Annotated in this window: 17 protein-coding genes and 1 riboswitch; of the genes, 2 read left to right on the top strand and 15 right to left on the bottom strand. The window is 41.0% G+C overall.

What is annotated here, in order from left to right:
* From glmM to AC07M3_RS07360, 3 genes are all read right to left on the bottom strand, one after another.
* The gene (glmM, locus tag AC07M3_RS07370; RefSeq protein WP_494567055.1) at nucleotides 1–1,338 is read right to left on the bottom strand and encodes a phosphoglucosamine mutase; all 1,338 of its coding nucleotides are present in this window, start codon (nucleotides 1,336–1,338) and stop codon (nucleotides 1–3) included.
* A 149-nt stretch (nucleotides 1,339–1,487) separates the two neighbouring features.
* Nucleotides 1,488–2,954, bottom strand: a complete 1,467-nt coding sequence (gene guaB, locus AC07M3_RS07365) for an IMP dehydrogenase (RefSeq protein WP_003654069.1) — start codon at nucleotides 2,952–2,954, stop codon at nucleotides 1,488–1,490.
* Nucleotides 2,955–3,157: 203 nt separating this feature from the next.
* Nucleotides 3,158–3,955 (bottom strand): oxygen-binding di-iron domain-containing protein, encoded by a 798-nt coding sequence (locus AC07M3_RS07360; protein ID WP_494567056.1) that lies wholly within the window; start codon nucleotides 3,953–3,955, stop codon nucleotides 3,158–3,160.
* 229 nt (nucleotides 3,956–4,184) lie between these two features.
* Between AC07M3_RS07360 and AC07M3_RS07355 the strand changes: the two genes are divergently transcribed.
* Nucleotides 4,185–6,350, top strand: coding sequence for a TonB-dependent siderophore receptor (locus tag AC07M3_RS07355; protein ID WP_494567057.1), 2,166 nt, complete (start codon nucleotides 4,185–4,187; stop codon nucleotides 6,348–6,350).
* A 60-nt stretch (nucleotides 6,351–6,410) separates the two neighbouring features.
* On the opposite strand, the gene AC07M3_RS07350 is transcribed toward AC07M3_RS07355, so the two are convergent.
* The 5 genes from AC07M3_RS07350 to AC07M3_RS07330 all read right to left on the bottom strand — a co-directional run bounded on the left by AC07M3_RS07350 (nucleotide 6,411) and on the right by AC07M3_RS07330 (nucleotide 13,277).
* Nucleotides 6,411–6,986 carry a TMEM165/GDT1 family protein gene (locus AC07M3_RS07350; protein WP_013196598.1) on the bottom strand — a complete coding sequence of 192 codons (576 nt, stop codon included), beginning with the start codon at nucleotides 6,984–6,986 and terminating at the stop codon, nucleotides 6,411–6,413.
* A gap of 15 nt (nucleotides 6,987–7,001) precedes the next feature.
* A riboswitch (yybP-ykoY riboswitch) is annotated at nucleotides 7,002–7,187 on the bottom strand.
* A gap of 28 nt (nucleotides 7,188–7,215) precedes the next feature.
* A complete protein-coding gene (locus AC07M3_RS07345; RefSeq protein ID WP_133747329.1) occupies nucleotides 7,216–7,494 on the bottom strand; it encodes a hypothetical protein in 279 nt (92 codons plus the stop codon).
* Between the two features lie 149 nt (nucleotides 7,495–7,643).
* A complete protein-coding gene (locus tag AC07M3_RS07340) occupies nucleotides 7,644–9,614 on the bottom strand; it encodes a 2-oxo acid dehydrogenase subunit E2 (RefSeq protein WP_494567058.1) in 1,971 nt (656 codons plus the stop codon).
* A 2-nt stretch (nucleotides 9,615–9,616) separates the two neighbouring features.
* On the bottom strand, nucleotides 9,617–12,334 hold the full coding sequence (gene aceE / locus AC07M3_RS07335; protein WP_005300635.1) for a pyruvate dehydrogenase (acetyl-transferring), homodimeric type: 2,718 nt from the start codon (nucleotides 12,332–12,334) through the stop codon (nucleotides 9,617–9,619).
* 250 nt (nucleotides 12,335–12,584) lie between these two features.
* The gene (locus tag AC07M3_RS07330; RefSeq protein ID WP_045433755.1) at nucleotides 12,585–13,277 is read right to left on the bottom strand and encodes a M23 family metallopeptidase; all 693 of its coding nucleotides are present in this window, start codon (nucleotides 13,275–13,277) and stop codon (nucleotides 12,585–12,587) included.
* A 107-nt stretch (nucleotides 13,278–13,384) separates the two neighbouring features.
* Here AC07M3_RS07330 and AC07M3_RS07325 point away from each other — a divergent pair, with 107 nt between their 5' ends.
* Nucleotides 13,385–13,825, top strand: a complete 441-nt coding sequence (locus AC07M3_RS07325) for a DciA family protein (RefSeq protein WP_003654086.1) — start codon at nucleotides 13,385–13,387, stop codon at nucleotides 13,823–13,825.
* Nucleotides 13,826–13,922: 97 nt separating this feature from the next.
* Here AC07M3_RS07325 and lpxC read toward each other — a convergent pair whose 3' ends face one another.
* The 7 genes from lpxC to murG form a co-directional block, all read right to left on the bottom strand.
* Nucleotides 13,923–14,825, bottom strand: a complete 903-nt coding sequence (gene lpxC, locus AC07M3_RS07320) for a UDP-3-O-acyl-N-acetylglucosamine deacetylase (protein ID WP_080027985.1) — start codon at nucleotides 14,823–14,825, stop codon at nucleotides 13,923–13,925.
* Between the two features lie 109 nt (nucleotides 14,826–14,934).
* Nucleotides 14,935–16,110 carry a cell division protein FtsZ gene (gene ftsZ / locus AC07M3_RS07315; RefSeq protein WP_017388958.1) on the bottom strand — a complete coding sequence of 392 codons (1,176 nt, stop codon included), beginning with the start codon at nucleotides 16,108–16,110 and terminating at the stop codon, nucleotides 14,935–14,937.
* 164 nt (nucleotides 16,111–16,274) lie between these two features.
* Complete coding sequence (gene ftsA / locus AC07M3_RS07310) at nucleotides 16,275–17,537, bottom strand: cell division protein FtsA (RefSeq protein ID WP_045433761.1); 1,263 nt, start codon at nucleotides 17,535–17,537, stop codon at nucleotides 16,275–16,277.
* A gap of 60 nt (nucleotides 17,538–17,597) precedes the next feature.
* On the bottom strand, nucleotides 17,598–18,452 hold the full coding sequence (locus AC07M3_RS07305) for a cell division protein FtsQ/DivIB (RefSeq protein WP_092708465.1): 855 nt from the start codon (nucleotides 18,450–18,452) through the stop codon (nucleotides 17,598–17,600).
* Nucleotides 18,453–18,454: 2 nt separating this feature from the next.
* Complete coding sequence (locus AC07M3_RS07300) at nucleotides 18,455–19,381, bottom strand: D-alanine--D-alanine ligase (protein ID WP_419296701.1); 927 nt, start codon at nucleotides 19,379–19,381, stop codon at nucleotides 18,455–18,457.
* A gap of 36 nt (nucleotides 19,382–19,417) precedes the next feature.
* Nucleotides 19,418–20,866 (bottom strand): UDP-N-acetylmuramate--L-alanine ligase, encoded by a 1,449-nt coding sequence (gene murC / locus AC07M3_RS07295; RefSeq protein WP_133747327.1) that lies wholly within the window; start codon nucleotides 20,864–20,866, stop codon nucleotides 19,418–19,420.
* A gap of 11 nt (nucleotides 20,867–20,877) precedes the next feature.
* Nucleotides 20,878–21,975, bottom strand: a complete 1,098-nt coding sequence (gene murG / locus AC07M3_RS07290; protein WP_494567059.1) for an undecaprenyldiphospho-muramoylpentapeptide beta-N-acetylglucosaminyltransferase — start codon at nucleotides 21,973–21,975, stop codon at nucleotides 20,878–20,880.
* Nucleotides 21,976–22,146 lie beyond the last annotated feature (171 nt).

Here is a 22,146-nt window from a genome sequence, read left to right as displayed (position 1 = left end):
TTATGCGACTTGTGCTTGTGAACGAACTGAATCTGCTAAATGCTGAGCTAAAGCATTTACTTCTTGCTCATCGTCACCTTCAACCATGACACGAATTACTGGCTCTGTTCCTGACTTACGAATTAAGATACGTCCACGGCCTTTGAGTTGTGCTTCTGCTTTATCAAATTCAGTAACCAATGCTGGAATAGAATATGGATCAAGCATTTGTTCTAAACGTACATTTAAAAGAACTTGTGGGAATAGTTTAAAGTCTTGAACCAATTCATGAAGAGCCTTATTTTGCTCGACCATCACCGTTAACACTTGAAGTGCAGCGATAATGGCATCACCAGTCGTACTCTTGTCTAGAGTTAGAATATGACCAGAAGGTTCGCCACCTGTCACCCAACCATTTTCTTCTAAAGCCTGTAATACATAGCGGTCACCAACTTTTGCACGAACAAAATTAACATTTTCTTTTTCAAGTGCAACTTCAAGTGCCATATTACTCATGACAGTACCAACAATACCAGCTGGCTTATTTTGCGCCTGAGTCGCCAAGATATATAGGATATGGTCACCATCAATTAAGTTACCAAACTTATCAACCATCACAACACGGTCAGCATCGCCATCAAAGGCAATGCCTAAATCTGCTTGGTGCTCAACCACTGCTTTTTGCAAGTGTTCAGGATGTGTTGAACCACAGCTTTCATTAATATTTAAGCCATCTGGTTCATTATATAAAGCAACAACTTTTGCTCCTAGCTCACGAAAAACTGAAGGGCCAACGCTATATGCAGCACCATGAGCACAGTCCAACACAATCTTTAAATTATTTAAATCAAAGTGGTAAGGGAAAGTAGATTTACAAAATTCGATATAACGACCGTTTGCATCATTTACACGAACACTTTTACCTAAGTTTGCAGTGTCCTCAATGAATAAGTCTTTTTCTAATTCAAGGTTAATTTCTTCTTGTAATGAATCAGGTAATTTTTTGCCTTCACTTGAGAAGAATTTAATCCCATTATCATAATATGGATTATGTGATGCTGAAATAACAATACCTGCATGTGCATGCAAAGCACGAGTAAGGTGTGCAATTGCTGGTGTTGGTAATGGACCAAGTAAATGAACATATACGCCAGCAGCGTTTAAGCCTGCCTGTAAAGCAGATTCTAAAATATAACCAGATAAACGTGTGTCTTTTCCTAATACAACGAGCGGTTTATTTTTTGGACTCGTTCGTTTTAATACCTTCCCTGCAGCAAAACCGAGTTTTAAAGCAAACTCTGGAGTAATAGGCATCTGCCCAAATTTTCCACGAATACCATCCGTTCCAAAATAACTCATAGCTTATCTCATTCTTACGCCACTTCAGCGGTGGCTCACTTCATATATGGCAATTCCGCCATATTTCTTTTCGTTAGATTTACTTTACACCAAAAACAAAAAGCCGTCAGTGTAATGACGGCTTTCTTCATTGTTTTGGTTACCAAAATCTAACCAACACGATAGTTTGGAGCTTCTTTAGTAATCGTTACATCATGAACATGTGACTCAGACATACCTGCTGAAGTAATTTTCACAAATTTCGCATTTTGACGAAGATCTTCAATCACAGATGAACCTGTATAACCCATCGATGAACGTAAACCACCCATCATTTGATGAACGATGTTACCCATTGGGCCTTTATATGGAACACGGCCTTCAATGCCTTCTGGTACTAACTTCTCAGCACCCGCTTTTGAGTCTTGGAAATAACGGTCAGCCGAACCGGTTGCTCCCGCCATTGCACCTAATGAACCCATACCACGATATGCTTTGTAGTAACGACCTTGGAAAAACTCAACTTCGCCAGGCGCTTCTTCAGTACCAGCTAAAAGTGAACCAACCATGATCGTACTTGCACCCGCACCGATCGCTTTTGCCATATCGCCAGAGAAACGAATACCGCCATCTGCAATTAAAGGAATTTGATCTTTCAGTGCGTTAGCAACGCTATCAATAGCAGAAATTTGTGGCATACCAATACCTGCCACAATACGTGTCGTACAGATAGAACCAGGACCAATACCGACTTTGACTGCATCTGCACCTGCATCTAATAATGCTAATGCAGCATCACCAGTTGCGATGTTTCCGCCAATTACTTGTACTTGAGGGAAGTTTTGTTTCACCCAACGTACACGTTCAATTACACCAGCTGAATGACCATGTGCTGTATCAACAACAATTACGTCAACACCAGCTTCAACCAATGCTTCTACACGACTTGGAGTATCCGCACCTGTACCTACCGCAGCACCAACACGTAAACGACCAAGATCATCTTTACAACTGTTTGGATAACTCTCAGCTTTACGGAAGTCAGTCACTGTAATTAAGCCTTTAAGTTCGTTGCTCTCGCCAACGACCAAGACTTTTTCGATACGGTGTTTTTGTAATAATGCTTGAATATTTTCTTTAGACTCACCTTCACGTACAGTCACCAAACGATCTTGGCCTGTCATGATGTTGCTAACTGGTTGTTCTAAATTGGTTTCAAAACGCGTATCACGGCCTGTCACAATACCAACAACCTTGCCGTCTTTAACAACAGGTACACCGCTAATGTTATTAGCAGTGGTAATTGCAATCAGTTCACGTACTGTAGTTTCAGGCGTTACAGTGATAGGGTCTTTCACCATACCCGCTTCGAATTTCTTTACACGGCGTACTTCTGCAGCTTGAGCAGCAATATCCATGTTTTTGTGCAAAATCCCGATACCACCATTTTGTGACATCGCAATCGCCATACGTGACTCAGTCACTGTATCCATTGCAGCAGAAACTAATGGGATATTTAAATGAATGCCGCGAGTTAAACGTGTCTTTAGAGAGACATCTTTTGGGAGAACAGTAGAGTAGGCAGGAAGTAATAAGACATCATCGAAGGTTAGCGCTTCTTGAACGATGGTCAGCATAACAATCTCACTGGTAAATTCCGTGAGCTATTATAAACAAATTTCAATGCAATTTTCATATTATCTTTGCCTTTTTCAGCAATAGATATTGGCCTGCTCTAAATAATTCTCACTTAATTATACTTTTAGCTCTATTTTTTAGCTCTTATCTTTTTATAACCCAGAACTTCATCTGGGTTAATTATTAGAAATAATATTTAGATTTATGCAGGGCAACTAAAAATTTGTTCTGACATTAAATCGACACCACAAGGTAAAACCTCAATCCAGTCTAAAAACTGATTAATCATTTCTTTACCAATAAATGGGCTGCCATGCTGTGGAACAATCATTTCAATATCCATCTGACGGACCATGTTGACCCATAAACGGATGACCTTATTGGAACACATATAGCGTTGATGAAAAGCTTTCATTTTCAGAACATGCGTATCGAAATCTTTCAAAGGTTGACTAGCATCCTCAACAATCGAAGCTCCCATATCACCAGAAAATAAAATTTTAGCGACTGGATCATAGAACTGAAAATTACCCACCGAATGTAGAAAATGGGCTGGAACCACCACAAGTTTTGATTCCCCCAATTGAATCACTTGACCACGATCTGGTAGTTCAATAAGGCGATCTTCCCAATTCCCTTTCATACGTTCACTCATGAATGCAGAATTGAGGTGCGGTAAAAATCGTGCCCATAATTTAGAAGCGACCACTTTGGCATCGGTATAGACCAACCAGCGTGGCATTGAAGTTATAATGTCTGGATCCTGATGAGAAGCCATCACATAATCCAGATTTTTCAATCGCGTATATTTATTAAGTTCCATGGTCAACGGAACATAGGTCAAATCGCCACCTGGATCGATCACCGCAGCTCGTTCATGATCAATAATTAAAAATTGATTGGCTTGTATGCCTTCCCCTTTGACCAAACTGGTAAAACTAATACATTTATGCACGCCATTATCAAATAATATCTGCGATGTTGTTTTTTCAAACCCCATACAATTCCCCAAAAAAACTTTAAATATTAGATATTTTTATATCCATACTAAAATAAAGGGATTCGATAATTCTTGCAATGAATTGCTTTATTTTTCTCATAATATTTTAAAATAGCTTTTGCTTTTCTTATTTTATAAATGAATCATAATGTTATTTAAAATTAACTCACAATAAATTAAAATAATTCTCATTATCAGTTTTTTGTCTTTTGCGCTGTCTAGGCCTCCCATGAACCAAGCACCTTATTTTTCAAGCTCCAAAACATTGTTAGCAGTTGCTATTTTTAGTTCGATGACAGCAAGTCATGCTGATGAAACAGCAGAACAACAAAATTCGACCAGTGTGCTACCCACAATTTCTATTCAGGCGCAAAAAGAAACCACCTCCCCGTATGTCGCAACGAAAGCAACCTCTGCCTTAAAATCAGATGCGCCCTTGTTTAAAACTGCTCAATCGGTTTCGGTAGTAACACGTGAACAGCTCGATCAGAAACAAGCAAGAACCTTAGCAGATGCACTTGAAGGTGTTGCAGGAGTAGAAGCTGGAAAACTAGGTCGTCGTGGTTGGGATGATTTCGTTATTCGAGGGCAGACATCTTCTGATTCAGTTTATGTAGATGGCTTAAGAGTTGGACAAAGCTCACCAACTCCATCTGTAGCAGCTGAAATATCAGGTATGGATCAGGTACAAGTTTTAAAAGGCCCTGCATCTATTAATTTTGGTTTGGTTGCTCCAGGCGGCATGGTGAATCTAGTCACTAAACGCCCTGAAGCAGAAAACTTTGCACGTGCTAGCATGACTTATGGCAGTTACAGCCTTAAAGAAGGCACATTCGATTTAAACTATAGTCCTAATAATAGTGAAAAAGGTGCTTTCCGTTTAAATGGTCGTATCTCTGACCAAGATGACCCAACAGATTATGTGTATTTTAAAAATTACTATATTTCCCCTTCTTACAACTTTGACTTAGGGGATAACACCGACCTTTCTGTCATCGCAAGCTATCAACATCGCGAATATATTCGTCAGCAAGGTTTACCCGTCATTGGTACTCTAAAAGATAACCCTAACGGCGCTATAGACCGAAGCTTGTATATTGGCGATCCTAATTTTGGTAAATATGAGGCCGATGTTTACCGTACTGGTTATACGTTTAAACATGCTTTTGATAATGGCTGGAACTTCAATCAGAATTTTGCCGTACAAAAAACTGAAATGGATGGCACAGCTGTTTTTGCTCGAACAGGCACAAATTTCTGGGCAAAAAACAAACAAGGTGAAATCGACTACACGACCATTAGCCGTAAAAATAATAGCCGCCATCAAATTATTGATAACTTAAGTTTTGCCATCGATAACCGTTTAAATAAACAGTTTGATTTATATGGCATGCAACACGACGTTAATATTGGCGTAGATGCTTTTCAGGAAAAAAGTGACTACACCAATGATAAATATGACATTGGCGATTTAAATATTTATAACCCCGTTTATGGTCAAAACGTGACATTGACGCAAAATGTTCGTGATATTAATCGCCTCAAATATTTAGGGCTCTATTTACGTGACCGTATTCAACTTAATGACCAATTGCTTTTAAGCTTGTCTGGACGCCAAGACTGGGCACAAACCCAAAGCACAAGCTTAGTTACAAGTAATGTCAGCAAACAATCAGACAATGCATTTACGGGTAGCGCCTCTGTCATGTATACCCTTAATGACATTGTTGCTCCTTATGTCAGCTATGCCACTTCATTTACACCTAACAGTGGTACTGATGTAAATAACAATCCGTTCAAACCTGAAGAAGGGAAACAGGTTGAAGTCGGAATGAAATTACAAAGTCCTGATCAACGAATTCAAGGTGCTATCGCTTGGTATGATTTAAAACGTCAAAATGTTTTAGTCACTGATACCGTGAATAGTGGCTATAAAGTACAACGCGGCGAACAGTTAACACGTGGTATTGAAACTGAACTCAGCGCAGAAATTTTAGAAGGCTTAAAATTAACGGCTGCATATACCTACACAATTGATGCGGAAATTAGTAAAGATGCAAACACGAGCAATGTAGGAAAAGCACTCGACAATATTCCTGAGCATGCATATAGCTTGTCAGCACGCTATAAATTTGACCCTGCATCAAAACTTGGTTGGTATGTAGGCGGCGGTTTCCGCGGTGAAACGTATAAAACTGTCGATGGCTTAGATGTTCATGTTCCAGGCTATACAGTCTTTGACACTGAAGCTGGCTATGACGCTGGGCATTGGGGCGCTCAACTTGCTATCCGCAATCTATTTGATAAAGATTACTATGCAGGTGCGCTGAATGAGAATTTAGTGACGCTCGGTAACCCACGCCAAATTAACTTTACAGTGAAATTTAACTACTAAAACGACCGACAAAAAACGCACTCGAATTGAGTGCGTTTTTTTATGGCAGCTTTAAATGTTTTAGAAGAAATAATGCTGCACTAAAGTAGAGATACCTACAATTAAGAAAATAGCCGCACCAATTTTATGAATGAGCGAGATAGATAAACGTTCAGCTAATTTATTACCAATAAATACAGCTGGTGCATTGGCAATCATCATACCTAACGTTGTACCCAGCATAACCCAGAAAATACTGTCGTAACGAGCAGCTAAGGCCACTGTTGCAATCTGCGTTTTATCGCCAATTTCAGCCAAGAAAAACAAGATAAAGGTTGCGCCAAAAACACCAAATTTTTGCCATCTATTAATGCTATCTGTTTCATCATCTAACTTATCTGGAATAAGCATCCAGAACGCCATACCAATAAAGCCACCCGCAAGAACCCAAACTAATATTTCGGGGCTCAAGACCGTCGTAATCCACTGTCCAAGCACAGCAGAGATACCATGGTTAATTAAAGTTGCTAAAAGAATCGCAATGAGAATAGGGATTGGCTTACGGAAACGTGCAGACAGTAAAAGGGCGAGTAATTGAGTTTTATCGCCCATTTCAGCTAGGGCAACAATTGAGGTAGAAATCAGAAATTCTTGCATATCGTTTCTCTGGCTAGCATAAATGCCCATGACCTACCGCTCCTGCTAGCCAAATATCTGCAGAGTGGTAAATCAAAGGTCTTGCCAACTCGGAAACGATGAGACGTTTAAGCTATGATGACCATGTTCTGTTGAACAATTATGTTGATCATCACCTATTCATTCAGAAATGAATAGCGGCTACTCCCCAATGAAGTATGTGCTTATTATATTCGAGCAGTTCTATTTTTCAAACAAAAAATTTTACCCATGCCCACACTAATAACCGACCTAAGCCCAATAGTAAGGCTAAACAAATACTTAAGTTAATAAACCCAAAATTGTTAATGCCTGCTACATGCTGTGATTGAAATTCAAATGGCAAAATAAGCGTTGCCACAAATACCTCTAAGCCCATTGCAACGTAAGTCATCCACTCCCAAGGAAAGTGCAAAACACTAACCCACAGCCCCATCAGTAAAAATACAACCAACAGAATCGGCGACATGATTTTTAAAAAACCCACCATTTATTATTTCTCCTTTACCTAATAACGAGAAATTTCTCCTCTCTCTCGATAATTCATATCTAATCTTTAGATTAACCTAAAACCAATTAAATTAAATACCAAAATAAAACCCCGCCGAAGCGAGGTTTTAAGGATTCATTTAAAAAATATTAGATTAATAAAGTACGAATATCTTTAAGAAGTTTCGTAAGTTTATTGGTAAAGCGAGCAGCGTCTGCACCATTAATTACACGGTGGTCATAAGACAATGACAACGGCAACATTAAGCGTGGGTCAAAGTCTTTACCATTCCAAACCGGTTGCATCGTTGCAGGTGAAATACCCAAAATCGCAACTTGCGGCCAGTTCACAAGTGGTGTAAATGCTGTACCACCTATTGCGCCTAAACTTGAAATGGTGAAATTCGCACCTTGCAAGTCTTTCGGTGTTAATTTCTTATCACGTGCTTTTTGACCTAATACACCCAATTCAACTGCAATTTGCTTAATTGATTTTTGGTCTGGGTTACGAAGTACTGGCACAGTTAAACCATCAGGTGTTGCTACCGCAATTCCCATATGGATTTCATTGCGCAAGAGCACTGATTTACCGTCATCAGATAGATGACCTGCAAACTCACGCTCTTCTTTCAACAAATACGCAACCGCTTTAATAATGAATGCCATAATCGTCAGGCTGACACCTTCTTTTTTGAAGTTGCCTTTCAGTTCATTACGCCAATCTTCTAACTCAGTAATATCAGCCAAATCAAACTGGGTGACTTGCGGAATAAAATTGTTCAATGACAATTGCGGAATTGATACTTGCTGCAAACGCGTCAGTACTTTTTGTTCCACGCCACCAAATGCAGTGAAGTCAGGAAGCTTTGGCAAACCCGAAACTGCTGGTGCAGCCGCAGCTACTGGAGCCGCTTGTGGTGCAGTTAAACGAGTCTTCACATAAGCAAAGATATCTTCTTTAATCACACGACCATGTTCACCAGAAGTTTTAACTTGTGATAAAACCACACCAAGTTCACGAGCAAGCTTACGAACAGCAGGGCCAGCATAAACTTTAGCGTTTTCAGCTTCTTGCTCTTTCGTTAACTTATCACTACCAGAAGCAGCGACAGGTGCTGACTGAGTAGCAGCAGGAGCTGCCGCTTTAGGTGCTGAAGCTTGTGCTGCCGCAGCCGCTACTTCTGCTTTTGGCGCTGGAGCAGGTGCTTGGCCTTCCGCTTCAATTGTTGCAAGCAAAATACCTTGTGAAACTTGTTGACCTGCTTGCAAGTGAATCGCTTTCACAACGCCCGCAACAGTACTTGGAACTTCAACAGTCGCTTTATCTGACTCAACCACAACAAGGCTTTGGTCTACATCAACTTTATCGCCAACTTGTACCAAAATTTCAGCAACAACTGCTTTGTCTACGCCCAGATCAGGAACGTTAATATCAACTGGTCCAGATTGAGTAGCAGCCGCAGCTACAGTTTCTTGTTGAACTGGTGCAGGCGCTGCCGCTGGAGCTGCTGTAGAAGCAGGAGCTTCAACTGGCGCACTTGATGCAGACGTTGTTTTCACTTTAATGAGCACAACACCTTCTTTAACTGTATCGCCTTCTTTAACTTGAATGCTTTCTACAGTACCAGCAACACTGCTTGGCACTTCTACAGTTGCTTTGTCAGATTCAACAACAACGATGCTTTGTTCAACATCGATTTGCTCGCCAACTTTTACTAAAATTTCACCAACTAGTGCTTTTTCAACACCAATATCTGGAACTTGAACTTCAACTACTTGGCTAGTGGTTGCAGCTGCTGGTTGTGCAGCAACTTGTGGCGCTGTAGCAGGTACTTCTTTTTCAGCTGCTGGTGCAGGTTTTGCAACTTCTTCTGCTTGAGCTACAGGTGCAGCACCCTCAGCTTCAAGTTCAAACAATACCGTACCTTCAGTTACGCTATCGCCTTCTTTGATCAATATGCTTTTCACTACACCTGCTGAAGTGCTAGGCACTTCAACAGAGGCTTTATCTGACTCAAGCAAAACAAGGCTGTCATTTTCAGCAATGCTATCGCCAACTTTTACCAAAATTTCAGCAACAACTGCTTTATCTACGCCAATATCAGGGGTCTTAATTTGCATGCTTAGTTCCCCTCACCTGTTTGCGCTTCATGGTATTCAGCAACTGCTTGAACTTCTGGATGTGCTTGTGGAGCCCATGCCACTGGACGATCAGTGTCTAACTCAAAGTTAGAAATTGCATCTTTAACTAAACGTGCATCTACTTCACCTTCGTCAGCTAATTTTTTCAAAGTAGCAACAACGATATGTGCAGCATCAACACCAAAGAAACTACGCAAGTTAGCACGTGTATCTGAGCGACCGTATCCATCTGTACCTAATGCAACAAATGGGCGACCATCTGGAAGATAGGCACGGATTTGTTCGCTATACGCACGCATATGATCTGTTGCTGAAACAACAATACCTTCTGTACCGCGTAATTGTTTAGATACCCAAGACTCTTTCACTTCTTCAGTAAGTGGGTGTAAACGGTTGTATTCTTCACATGCCATACCATCACGCGACAACTCATTGAAGCTTGTTACACTCCAAACGTTTGAATGGATTTGGTATTCATCACGTAAGATTTTCGCAGCTTTGATCACTTCACGAAGAATTACACCTGAACCAAGTAACTGAACAGTTGCTTTTTCATCTTTTTCGAACAAGTACATACCACGTTTAATGCCTTCCTCAGCGCCTTCAGGCATTGCAGGATGCTCGTAGTTTTCGTTCATTACAGTTAGATAATAGAACACACGCTCTTGGTTCACATACATACGTTGTAAACCATCATGCACGATTACAGCTAACTCATAACCAAAACATGGATCGTAAGATACACAGTTTGGAATCGTGTTCGCCAAGATATGTGAATGACCATCTTGGTGCTGTAAACCTTCACCGTTCAAGGTGGTACGACCAGCAGTAGCACCTAACAAGAAACCTTGTGCCTGTGCATCGCCAGCAGCCCATGCAATGTCGCCAATACGTTGGAAACCAAACATTGAGTAGTACATGTACATTGGAATCATTGGCAAGTTATTGGTTGAATAACTCGTTGCCAACGCAGCCCATGCGCTCATCGCACCAGCTTCGTTAATCCCTTCTTGAAGCATGTGACCGTCACTTGCTTCACGGTAATGCATTAACTGTTCTTGGTCTTCTGGGGTATATTTTTGACCGTGAGCAGCATAAATACCAAGCTGACGGAACATACCTTCTAGACCAAACGTACGCGCTTCATCTGGAACGATTGGCACTACGCGGTCTTTAATTGCTTTTTCTTTAAGTAAAGAAGCAATTAAACGAACCATTACCATGGTAGTTGATTGTTCTTTGCCTGCAGAACCTTTTAATACTGCATCAAATACAGATAATTCAGGAATCGCTAAAATTTCACTCTCTTTACGACGTGCAGGTAAATAGCCACCTAAAGCTTCACGACGCGCCTTCATATACTTCATTTCTGGAGAGTTTTCACTTGGGCGGTAGAATGGAAGCTCTTCTAACTTATCATCTGTAAATGGCAGGTTGAAACGGTCACGTACATATTTCAAAGAGTCAATCTGCATTTTTTTGATTTGGTGAGTTTTGTTCACCGCTTCAATTTCTTCAGACAAACCATAACCTTTAACAGTTTTCGCAAGAATAACTGTTGGTTGACCTTTAGCTTTCATTGCTTCTGCATAGGCAGCAAAAACTTTGTACGGGTCATGACCACCACGGTTAAGATTATCGATGTCTTCATCGCTTAAATCTTTTACAAGTTCCGCAGCTTCTGGGTACTTGCCAAAGAATTTCTCACGTGTATATGCACCACCTTTCACTTGATAGCGTTGATACTCACCATCAACTGTTTCGCCCATTACCGCTTTTAAAGCGCCAGTGCTGTCTTTTGCAAGTAGCGGATCCCAATGACGACCCCATACTACTTTAATGACACGCCAGCCTGCGCCACGGAATAAAGATTCTAATTCTTGAATAATTTTACCGTTACCACGTACAGGACCATCTAGACGCTGTAAGTTACAGTTAACCACCCAGATGAGGTTATCAAGCTTTTCACGACCAGCAAGTGAAATTGCACCAGTACTTTCTGGCTCATCCATTTCACCATCGCCAAGATAAGCCCAGACTTTACGATCTTCTTCTTTGATCAAGCCACGATTCATCAAATATTTCTGAATGTGCGCTTGATAAATCGACATGATTGGACCAAGACCCATTGATACAGTTGGGAATTGCCAATAGTCCGGCATTAAATATGGATGTGGATAGCTTGGTAAACCGTTACCGCCAACTTCACGGCGGAAATTACTTAACTGTTCTTCAGTTAAACGTCCTTCGAGGAATGAACGTGCATAAATACCAGGAGCACAGTGTCCTTGGTAATAAATCATATCTCCGCCAAAGTTATTGCTGTTTGCGCGGAAGAAATGGTTAAAACCTACGTCATATAATGTTGCACTTGATGCGAAGCTCGCCAAGTGTCCACCTAAATCATCACCTGTTTTATTCGCACGAAGTACCATTGCTAAGGCATTCCAACGAATCAATGCACGAATACGGCGTTCCATATCTTGGTCGCCTGGCATTGCAGGTTGTTCTTCAACAGAAATTGTATTTAAGTAAGGTGTATTGAGACGTTGAATGGGAACATGCTTGGCAATTGCTTGTTGGTAAAGTTTTTCCAATAAGAATGCCGCGCGCTCAGTTCCCATATGTTGTAAAACTGAATCGAATGCATCTTGCCACTCTTGGGTTTCTTGTGCATCGGAGTCACCGTAAAACGCCATAATTCACCTGTTCCTTGTTCTTTAATCTACTTTGTATTTTTACCACGTTTTACCCCTCTCTAGTTATTGCCACGGGTGAATGTGAGGGGGGCCTATTATTTTCTGAATGAATAGTCATTGACCGAGCATTAAACAAAATAACAAAAAAACGCCAATAATGGCGTTTTTTTATACAATCTTTACGTTAAAAAAGGTTTAAGTTAATTTCAGATTCATAAATTCAATAACCTTAACCTTTTTCACTATGCTTTTAAGGAAGCATCGCTAAGTAAGTTGTTGGGTTCTTACGTTGACCATCTTTTACTACTTCATAGTGCAAATGTGGACCAGTACAGCGACCAGTACAACCTACATTGGCAATATGTTCACCTGCCGAAACTTGTTCACCTACACGTACCATTAAACGCGAAGCATGCGCATAGCGTGTTAAATAGCCATTACCATGGTTAATTTCAACATATTGACCATAGCCAGTGCCCCAACCAGATTTAGTTACAATACCTGGGCCTGTAGCATAAATTGGCGTACCACTTGGAGCAGCCATATCCAATCCGCCATGATGTTCGGCACGACCGCTCATCGTACGGCCACCAAAGTTGGAAGAAACACGCACTGTATCAGGAAGAGGATGAGAAACTAACCACGAATAAGCATTTGAAGAAGAGGTATTGAAAGAGTTCTTAGCTGTCGTATTGCCATATTTTTTAGCGAGTGACTCATTGTTGAGCTCAACCGTTTTTTGGCGTAAGGTCACTGAAACTTTCGCACTCGCTGGAAGATCTAAATCATCAGGATGAGTATATGAACCTTGAGATAATGTTTTTGATAGTTGTTCCAATCGATCTGAATCAGTAGATTGGTTAATTGTTTGATAATCTGCAAAAGCAACTGATGCTGCCGAAGCGGCAAGTGAAAACGCTAATAAAATACGACGCGTGTGCATAAAAACCTCTTGAAACTGTTCTTACTTAAGTTCCTTATGATCTCTTCCTTGATATCGATTGAAATGAACGCTTAAGATGAAGACAAGAATCTATCCGAGAATGACCCATGTCTAAACCCGATAACGTTTTTCAACAATCCGGAAAACACATAAAAACAGGAAACCTTACGTTTCTAACAACGCAAGTCGCGCAATGGCAAAGACTTACGAAAATTATCCAACCCTTATTGCCCCAACCGGAACAATGGCAGGTCGTGTGTTATCAAAATGGTTCTTTGATCATTACTGGTGAAAATCAGGCGATGATTAGTCAACTCAGTTATTTACAGAACCAATATGTATCTAAATTATCTCAACTTGAAGGGTTAAAAGACCTACAAAGAATTCAGGTTCGCTTGAGAAATAAAAACATTCCAAACCCACCCTCATCTGAGCCATCTAAACCCATTCCCCCGGAAACACAAGAAATGTTACGTAGTGCAGCCGACTTTGTGAGCGACCCTAAGCTTAGCCAAGCTTTACTACGTTTGGCAAGCAATAAAAAATGACGGGCTCTATATTTAATGAAAAGTTCAGCCATATTTATGTGACAAAATTCACACTTTAAAATGTTACATTATAACATGATCAAATAAAGACAATGACTTATGTCACACTCACATATGGAATTGGACATTCATTCTCGTCATTAAATGTTACAATTTCATAATTACTCGGATCACTTTGAACATTGCGTAACAACTGATTATTTAAAGCATGTCCCGATTTATAGCCATCAAACTTGGCAATAATTTGATGACCAAGCAAATACAAATCACCTACTGCATCTAAAATCTTATGTCTCACAAATTCATCGGCGAAACGTAAGCCTTCTTCGTTAACAACGCCCGTATCATCTACACCAATCGCATTATCTAAACTTGCACCTAAAGCTAAGTTATTTGCTTTGAGATAATCCAGATCTTTCATAAAACCAAAAGTACGAGCTTCACTCACTTCATACACAAAAGTTTCAGTAGAAAAGTCGATAGTCGCAGATTGATATTCTTTAGCAAATGCCGGATGGTCAAAATCAATCGTAAAATTTAACTGAAAACCATTATGCGGGCTAAAAATTGCTTTTTTATCATCTATTAATGCTTCAACTGGCTTTAATATTCTTATAAATTTTTTCGGCGCATCCAACTCACGCAATCCACCTTGCATTAACAGGTAAATAAATGGGCCAGCACTTCCATCCATAATCGGAACTTCGGACGCAGATACCTCAACAATAAGGTTATCAATTCCTAAACCTGCAATTGCGCTCATCACATGCTCAATTGTTCCAACTTTTATATCTCCAATTACTAAATTGGAGCACATGAAAGCTTCTTGAATCAGCAAAGCATTCGCATGGATTTCCACAGGTGGATCTAAATCGATACGACGAAATACAATACCTCCATCCACGGTATGTGGAATGAAATTGATCATCACTTTTTGACCGCTATGAAGACCTATTCCACTCGCTTTTACCACACGATTGAGAGTACGTTGTTTCACCATGCTTTGTAACTTCTTTTTTAAAACCGCTATACGTTAGCATATTTAGTCATTGATCAAAAATAAAAAAGGCAGTGTTTAAACACTACCTTTTTTTAAATCTAACAATATTTTACTTACGTTGCTGATTTTTCAAGTAATCTTGAATGCTCATCGGAGAAGAGCGCGGAGAAGAACTTGCAGTACTACTCACTTCATTGTCAGCATTTTGACGCTTATTAATAGCAGGAACATCATCTTCATCAACAGATTGAGCTGATTGAGCCGATGCATGACTTACCGTATTGCGTTTTCTCGGTTCCGCATCTGCTGCATTACGTGTTAAACCAGTTGCAATCACTGTTACGCGTAATTCATCACGCGCATCTGGATCAAATACAGTACCGTAGAAGATTTCACCTTCATCAAGGTCAACAATCTGGTTCACGACATCAGTAATGATTTCAGTTTCGCGTAAAGTAATATCATCACCGCCAGTAATGTTAATCAACACACCTTTAGCATTAATAATATTTACGTTATCAAGCAATGGACTACGGATAGCCTGTTCAGCAGCTTGACGTGCACGATCTTCACCACGGCCTAAACCAGCACCCATCATGGCATAACCACGTGTACTCATTGCAGTTTTCAAATCGGCGAAGTCAAGGTTAATATGACCACGGTTTACAACAAGGTCAAAGATACTACGCACAGCGTTTAACAATACATCATCAGCTTTTTTATAAGCATCTTTCATTGAAATATCGCCATATACACTGAGTAAGCGCTGGTTAGGGATAATAATCAATGAGTCAACATGTGCTTCAAGCGCTTCAATACCACGTTCAGCAGACTTTAAACGGCGACGGCCTTCAAAGTTAAATGGGGTTGTCACAACACCAACAGTCAAAATACCCATTTCTTTGGCAACTTCAGCCACGACAGGTGCCGCACCTGTACCCGTACCACCACCCATACCAGCAGTAACGAATACCATATCCGTACCTTCAAGATGGTGACGAATGATTTCACGGCTTTCTTCTGCTGCAACTTGCCCTACTTCAGGGTTAGCACCAGCACCTAGACCACGTGTACTTTGCTCGCCTAACTGAATTTTGAAAGGTGCATTCATACAGTCCAGTGCTTGTTTGTCTGTATTGGCACAAACGAATTTAACACCTTGAATATCAGACTGCACCATATGTTGAACGGCATTACCGCCACCACCACCTACACCAAATACAGTGAAACGGGCTTGACCGTTGCCATCGTTTAGTTCATCTTCTATAAATTCAAATGAGGCCATGACCTTTAGGGTTCCTAATACATTATGGCAGTCACTTCAGCCCGTATACTGCCTTGATTTTCAAAAATAACTAATTTTAAGAATGCTGTGCAATACAAACCTTGTCAAGTACAGTGGTTTTCTCTTACAACTTCCTAACAATTCTACCAATAAATCCATACATCCTAAAAAATGGCTTTTAGCTTGCTATTAAACGCATTCCAGCCATTTACCATTCGTTCCCATACCGAACGGTCATTTGCCTCTTCAGGCTCTTCAACAGCTTCTTGCAACTCACTTTGGCTAAACATGAGCAAACCAGCTGCTGTTGCATACATCGAACGACGTAACGCGGCTTGATGCTGATCATCAGCATAAACCTGTAACGGTGGATTGCCCAAATGTGCAGATACCCCCAACATACGGCGAGCCAAACTCACCATACCTTCGATTTGACAAGCATCACCTGTCAGCACTACACCATGGTATAAACCATGAATTGCGCCGCTGTGTTCGAGCTCATCGCGAATCTGGCTAAAGATCTCTTCATAACGGGCAATAATAATTTCTGACAACTCAATTCGACTAATGGTTTGAGGGCCATCAATTCCTTCTACCTGAATCATGTGATCTGGCTTAACAGCACTTAAATCGACACAACCATACAGAATTTTAATGCGTTCAGCTTCTTCTGTCGTAGTTTGCAGTACGGCAGCAATATCACGTGTAACGTGTTCACCACCGCGCTGCAATGTACGTGCCAGAGCTAAACGTCCATCTAGATAAACCGCAAGATTGGTAATGCCTGCGCCAACATCGACCAGACAAACACCATATTCTTTTTCATCTTTAAGCAAACTTGCCTCGGCGGTTGCCAAGCAAGATACCACCATTTTTTCAACCCCGATATTTGCACCTTTCATGGCACGATCAAGGTTTTGCATAGTCGCTATAGGCATCATCATGAGCTGATAATGTCCTGTCATACTATGGGCAGTCATGTTAATTGGATTCTGCACCCATTCAGCAGAATCACCCAATTCAAAGCCTAACGGCACTGCACTTGCTAAATAGTAATCAGAAGTCACATGACTTGCTTTTGCCAATTCTAACGCGCGCACGACTTCATTTGTTGTAATAACATGTGCTGGATTAGCGACTGGTGTGCGACCAGAGGCATAAAAACTTTGCAACTCGGTACTCGGAATCGATACCCATGCGCTATGAATGCGACATTCGGCCATATTTTCCGCTTCAGCAACAGCATTTTTAATCGCAGCGATGACTTTATCGAGGCTGACGATTTTTCCTTTATTCATGCCTCGATTGCGAGCAGTTGCCATACCGATAACTTGAATGTTATCCGGCGCATGAATTTTTCCAATCAAAACTGAAACTTTATGCGTCCCAATGTCAATCGCAACAACTGAGGGAACAGCTTCATTCATCACTCATACCATTTCTTTGTTGTTTAATACCAGGCAAATTGCCTATTTTAAAGCCACGTATTATGGCTTTGCTTTTGTTCCACCTGCAATGCTTGTGTCATCAATCGTTACAACAAACTGACCATTCACAATTTTAGGTGGTGTTGCGTTCTTCCATTGAATAGATAATCCATTACGATATCGCAAATCAATGGCTGAGATTTTCGACCACACCGGTTTTAAGTCAGATTGTGCCAGATGACTTAAACGTTGCAACTTATTCATTGTTTGATCTTGGTCAACAATAATTCGTAAACCTGTATCAAACTGCATAAACCAAGTCATTCGCTCCGTCAGATATAACTCTTTTAGGCGCAAATTGGCGGGATGGAATAATTGATTGATTTCATTATAGCGTCGCATCATCATTTTCGACTGGCTTACCGGACCATGTAGTAACGGAAGCTCAGGATGAATTGTCTGCTCTGCCTCACTGAATACATCGCCTCCATCGCTTAACAAGCGACCTGTTCCCCAACGGGCGATGGCATGTCGAGGCATAACACGAACACGAATACCATTGGGCCAGGCACGAGATACAACAACTCGGTCTACCCATGAAATTTCTAATGTTTTATCACGAATCTGTTCTAAATCAGATGTGAAATAATTCGCTTTTATAATTGGAGCAACATGCTGCATCACTTGTTGTGTTTCAACTGAAGACGTCGACCCTACAACCTCTAGCTTTGCAACTTTTGCATCTGTAATAACTTTATATAGCCCATAAATTCCGACTGCCAGCACTACAAAAGCAATAACCAACAGCACCCATCCACCAGCATTCGCAAGCTTCTGCTTACGTGTAGGCGGTTTATCATGAATAGAGGTGATGGCCGCACGTTTACGGCGCATGGAAGCCGGAAGTTGTGCCATATTTAAGCCGTACCTTCCAATGTTTGCTCAAGAATGGCAACACACAATTCATCAAAACTATAGCCAACAGCTTGAGCAGCTTTTGGAACTAAAGAGTGGCTGGTCATACCTGGCACAGTGTTTACTTCTAAAAGCCAGAAATTACCCTGCTCATCCTGCATCGCATCAATACGACCCCAGCCTTCTGCACCGACTGCTTGAAAAGCACGTAAGCACAATGCTTGTAGGTTTTTCTCTTCTGTCTCACTTAGACCACAAGGAATACCATACTCAACATCATTACGTTCATATTTTGCTTCATAGTCATAAAAAGCAACGTCTGCTGGTGGTTGTAAACGAATAACCGGCAAAGGCTGTCCATTTAAGAACGAGATTGTGAATTCACGACCTGTGATCCATTTTTCTGCCATCACAACAGCATCGTGCTGAGTCGCCTTTTCAATTGCAGCAGCAAAGTCTTCTGCTTTTTCAACCTTACTCATGCCCACGCTTGAGCCTTCATGTACAGGTTTGATAATGACAGGCAAGCCCAACTCAGCAATCACCGCATCTAAATCTGTCTCTTTAGTAATAATGCGATATGGCGCTGTAGGTAAATCGCTACCTTGCCAGATTTGCTTAGTTTTGACTTTATCCATGCCAATGGCAGAACCTTGTACACCTGTTCCGGTATAAGGCAGATTTAACCATTCAAGTACACCTTGAATCTGGCCATCTTCACCACCACGACCATGCAATACAATAAATGCACGATCATAATTTACAAGTTCAGTCACACTGCGGTCTTGCGGATCAAATGCTTCAGCCTGAATACCTGAACGTAACAAAGCATCCAGAACTGCCTGACCACTATCTAAAGACACAGCACGCTCAGCCGATTTCCCACCAAATAGCACGGCAACTTTGCCGAATTTTGTAGCATTTGACACGTTTAAATCCTTAACCCGATAATTCAATATTTTTGTTTATTTCACATACAAATGGTGTTGTGCAAGTTCTACTGAAATTGCTCCAACGTTACCCGCACCCTGCGTTAATAACAAGTCATTTGGTTGTAACACATTTTGCATGATGTTTTGCAAATTACCTTCAACCGGATCGACCAAAATCGGTTCCACCTGTCCACGTAAACGAATACTACGCGCCAAAGTACGGCTGTCTGCACCGACAATAGGCTTCTCACCGGCAGGATAAACTTCCAATAATAATAATTGATCGACTTGAGAGAGCACTTCAATAAAGTCATCAAAACAATCGCGGGTACGAGAGTAACGATGTGGCTGGAATAGCATAACCAAACGACGATCTGGATGGCTCTGACGCGCCGCTTTAATAGTTGCTTCTACTTCTTTCGGATGGTGACCATAGTCATCAACTAGCTTAACGTTGCCATCAGCAAGTTCAAACTCACCTTGTACTTGGAAGCGACGACCAACACCGCTAAAGCCTGCTAAAGCACGGCTAATTGCGTCATCAGAAACACCTTCATCAGTCGCAACACCAATAGCAGCCAAAGCATTCAAAATATTATGCATGCCTGGTTGATTAATCGTTAAACGTAGCGGCTCACGACTTTTACGTAACACGGTGAAGTGTGAACGCATACCATCTTGTTCAACATCAATTGCGCGAATGTCGTTATCTTCATTAAAACCATAAGTAATAACTGGACGGCCTACACGTGGCATAATTTCACGAATGTTGGCGTCATCACCACAAACTACAGCCAAACCATAAAATGGTAAGTTATGAAGGAATTGTACGAACGTATCTTTTAATTTATCAAAGCTACCTTCATAGGTATCCATATGGTCAGCATCGATATTCGTTACAATCGCTGCCATAGGTTGTAAATAAAGGAAAGACGCATCTGACTCATCAGCTTCAGCCACGATAAAACGACTTTCACCAAGTGCAGCATTTACACCTGTACTGTTAAGTAAACCACCAATGACATAGGTTGGATCAAGGTTTTCTTCAGCCAACATGGTGGTTAAAAGACTAGTCGTTGTGGTTTTACCATGTGTACCAGCTACAGCAATACCATGACGGTAACGCATAAGCTCACCTAGCATCTCTGCGCGGCGTACGATTGGAGTACGTTGTTCAATCGCTGCTTTAATTTCCGGATTTTCTGGATCAATCGCTGTAGAAACTACAAGCACATTGGCATTTTTAATATTTTCCGCCTGATGGCCGATATAAACCTTGATGCCATTTTGCTCTAATTGTTCTGTAGTCTTAGATGCTTTAATGTCTGAACCGGAAATTTTATAACCTTGGTTACCCAATACCTCTGCAATGCCACACATCCCAGCACCACCGATCCCCACAAAATGAATGTGTTTGATACGGCGCATTTCAGGCACTTTAATCAGTTTTTTTGCTTGGTTCGCAGCTGTTGATGGAGACATAGTAAATCCGATTACATTTTTTGGATAAGATCAACCACATGCTGAGTCGCATTGGGTTGGGCATGTTGACGCGCTTTCACTGCCATTTCTGTAAGTAATTGGCGGTTCATCAGCGAAGTGAACAATTCATTTAAAACATCTGGTGTCATAGTCGATTGCTGGCAAATTTTTGCAGCACCAATATCAGCCAGAAATTTGGCATTCGCAGTTTGATGGTCATCAACTGCTATCGGAAGTGGTACAAAAACCGCAGCAACGCCTGCTGTTGCAACTTCCGTCACCGTTAATGCTCCAGCTCGGCAAATAATTAAATCAGCTTCACTATAAGCCTTTGCCATATCTTCAATAAACGGCAAAACCTGCACCTTTAAGTTGGCTGGCGCATGTGCATAAAGTGCTTGAGTTGCTTCAACTTGTTGTTGACCACTTTGATGAAAAATATTGAGTGGAACTTGTATTTTTTTTAGCGCTGGCGGTAAATGTTCATTAAGCGCTTTTGCACCTAAAGAACCTCCAACAATTAAAATATTTAAAGGTTGTCCCGCTTGCTCACGTGCATCATAACGCCACTTAGAGCTTAAAATATCGGTGATTTCACGACGTACCGGATTTCCGGTTGTAACAACTTTTTCGCTAACAGGAAAAGTATTTGGAAATGCTTCACACACGACTTTAGCAACACGCGCTAGCTGTGCATTGGTAAAACCAGCAACCGCATTTTGCTCGTGAATAAGTACTGGAATACCTAACAATCGTGCTGCTAAACCACCAGGCCCCGCAACATAACCGCCAAATCCAGCAACAGCATCAACTTTAAGCTGTTTCATATAGCGCATTGCGCTTAAAGTCGCTTTTAAAATTTTAAAAGGCGCAGCAAGTTTACGGATCACACCGTTCCCACGAACACCTTGAATATCAATTTGATAAATTGGAATATTTTGATCTTTTAATAAACGATTTTCCATACCTGTTGGCGTGGCTAACCACGAAACCTGACAACCTTGTTGTTGAAGTTGTTTGGCTACGGCGAGGGCTGGAAAAACATGTCCACCTGTACCGGCAGCCATCATCATGACATGTTTGGGTTTGCTTTGCTGTGAATCGGTCACGGTCTAATTCTTCAACTCAAAAAACAATGGAAATTGTCATCTATTTTTGTAGCCGTTTATTTTAATCCTAAAGCTTCATTAACGAAAAGCTAATTTCACTCGTTTATAACAGAAAGATGTGCTTTTTTGAAAATATGCCTACAAAGCACTAGCGTATTTCATATTGTGATT

This window comes from Acinetobacter sp. GW821-FHT09D10 (assembly GCF_059416285.1).
The sequence above is the reverse complement of the archived record's forward strand: the minus strand, read 5'-3'. Positions and strand labels throughout refer to the sequence as shown.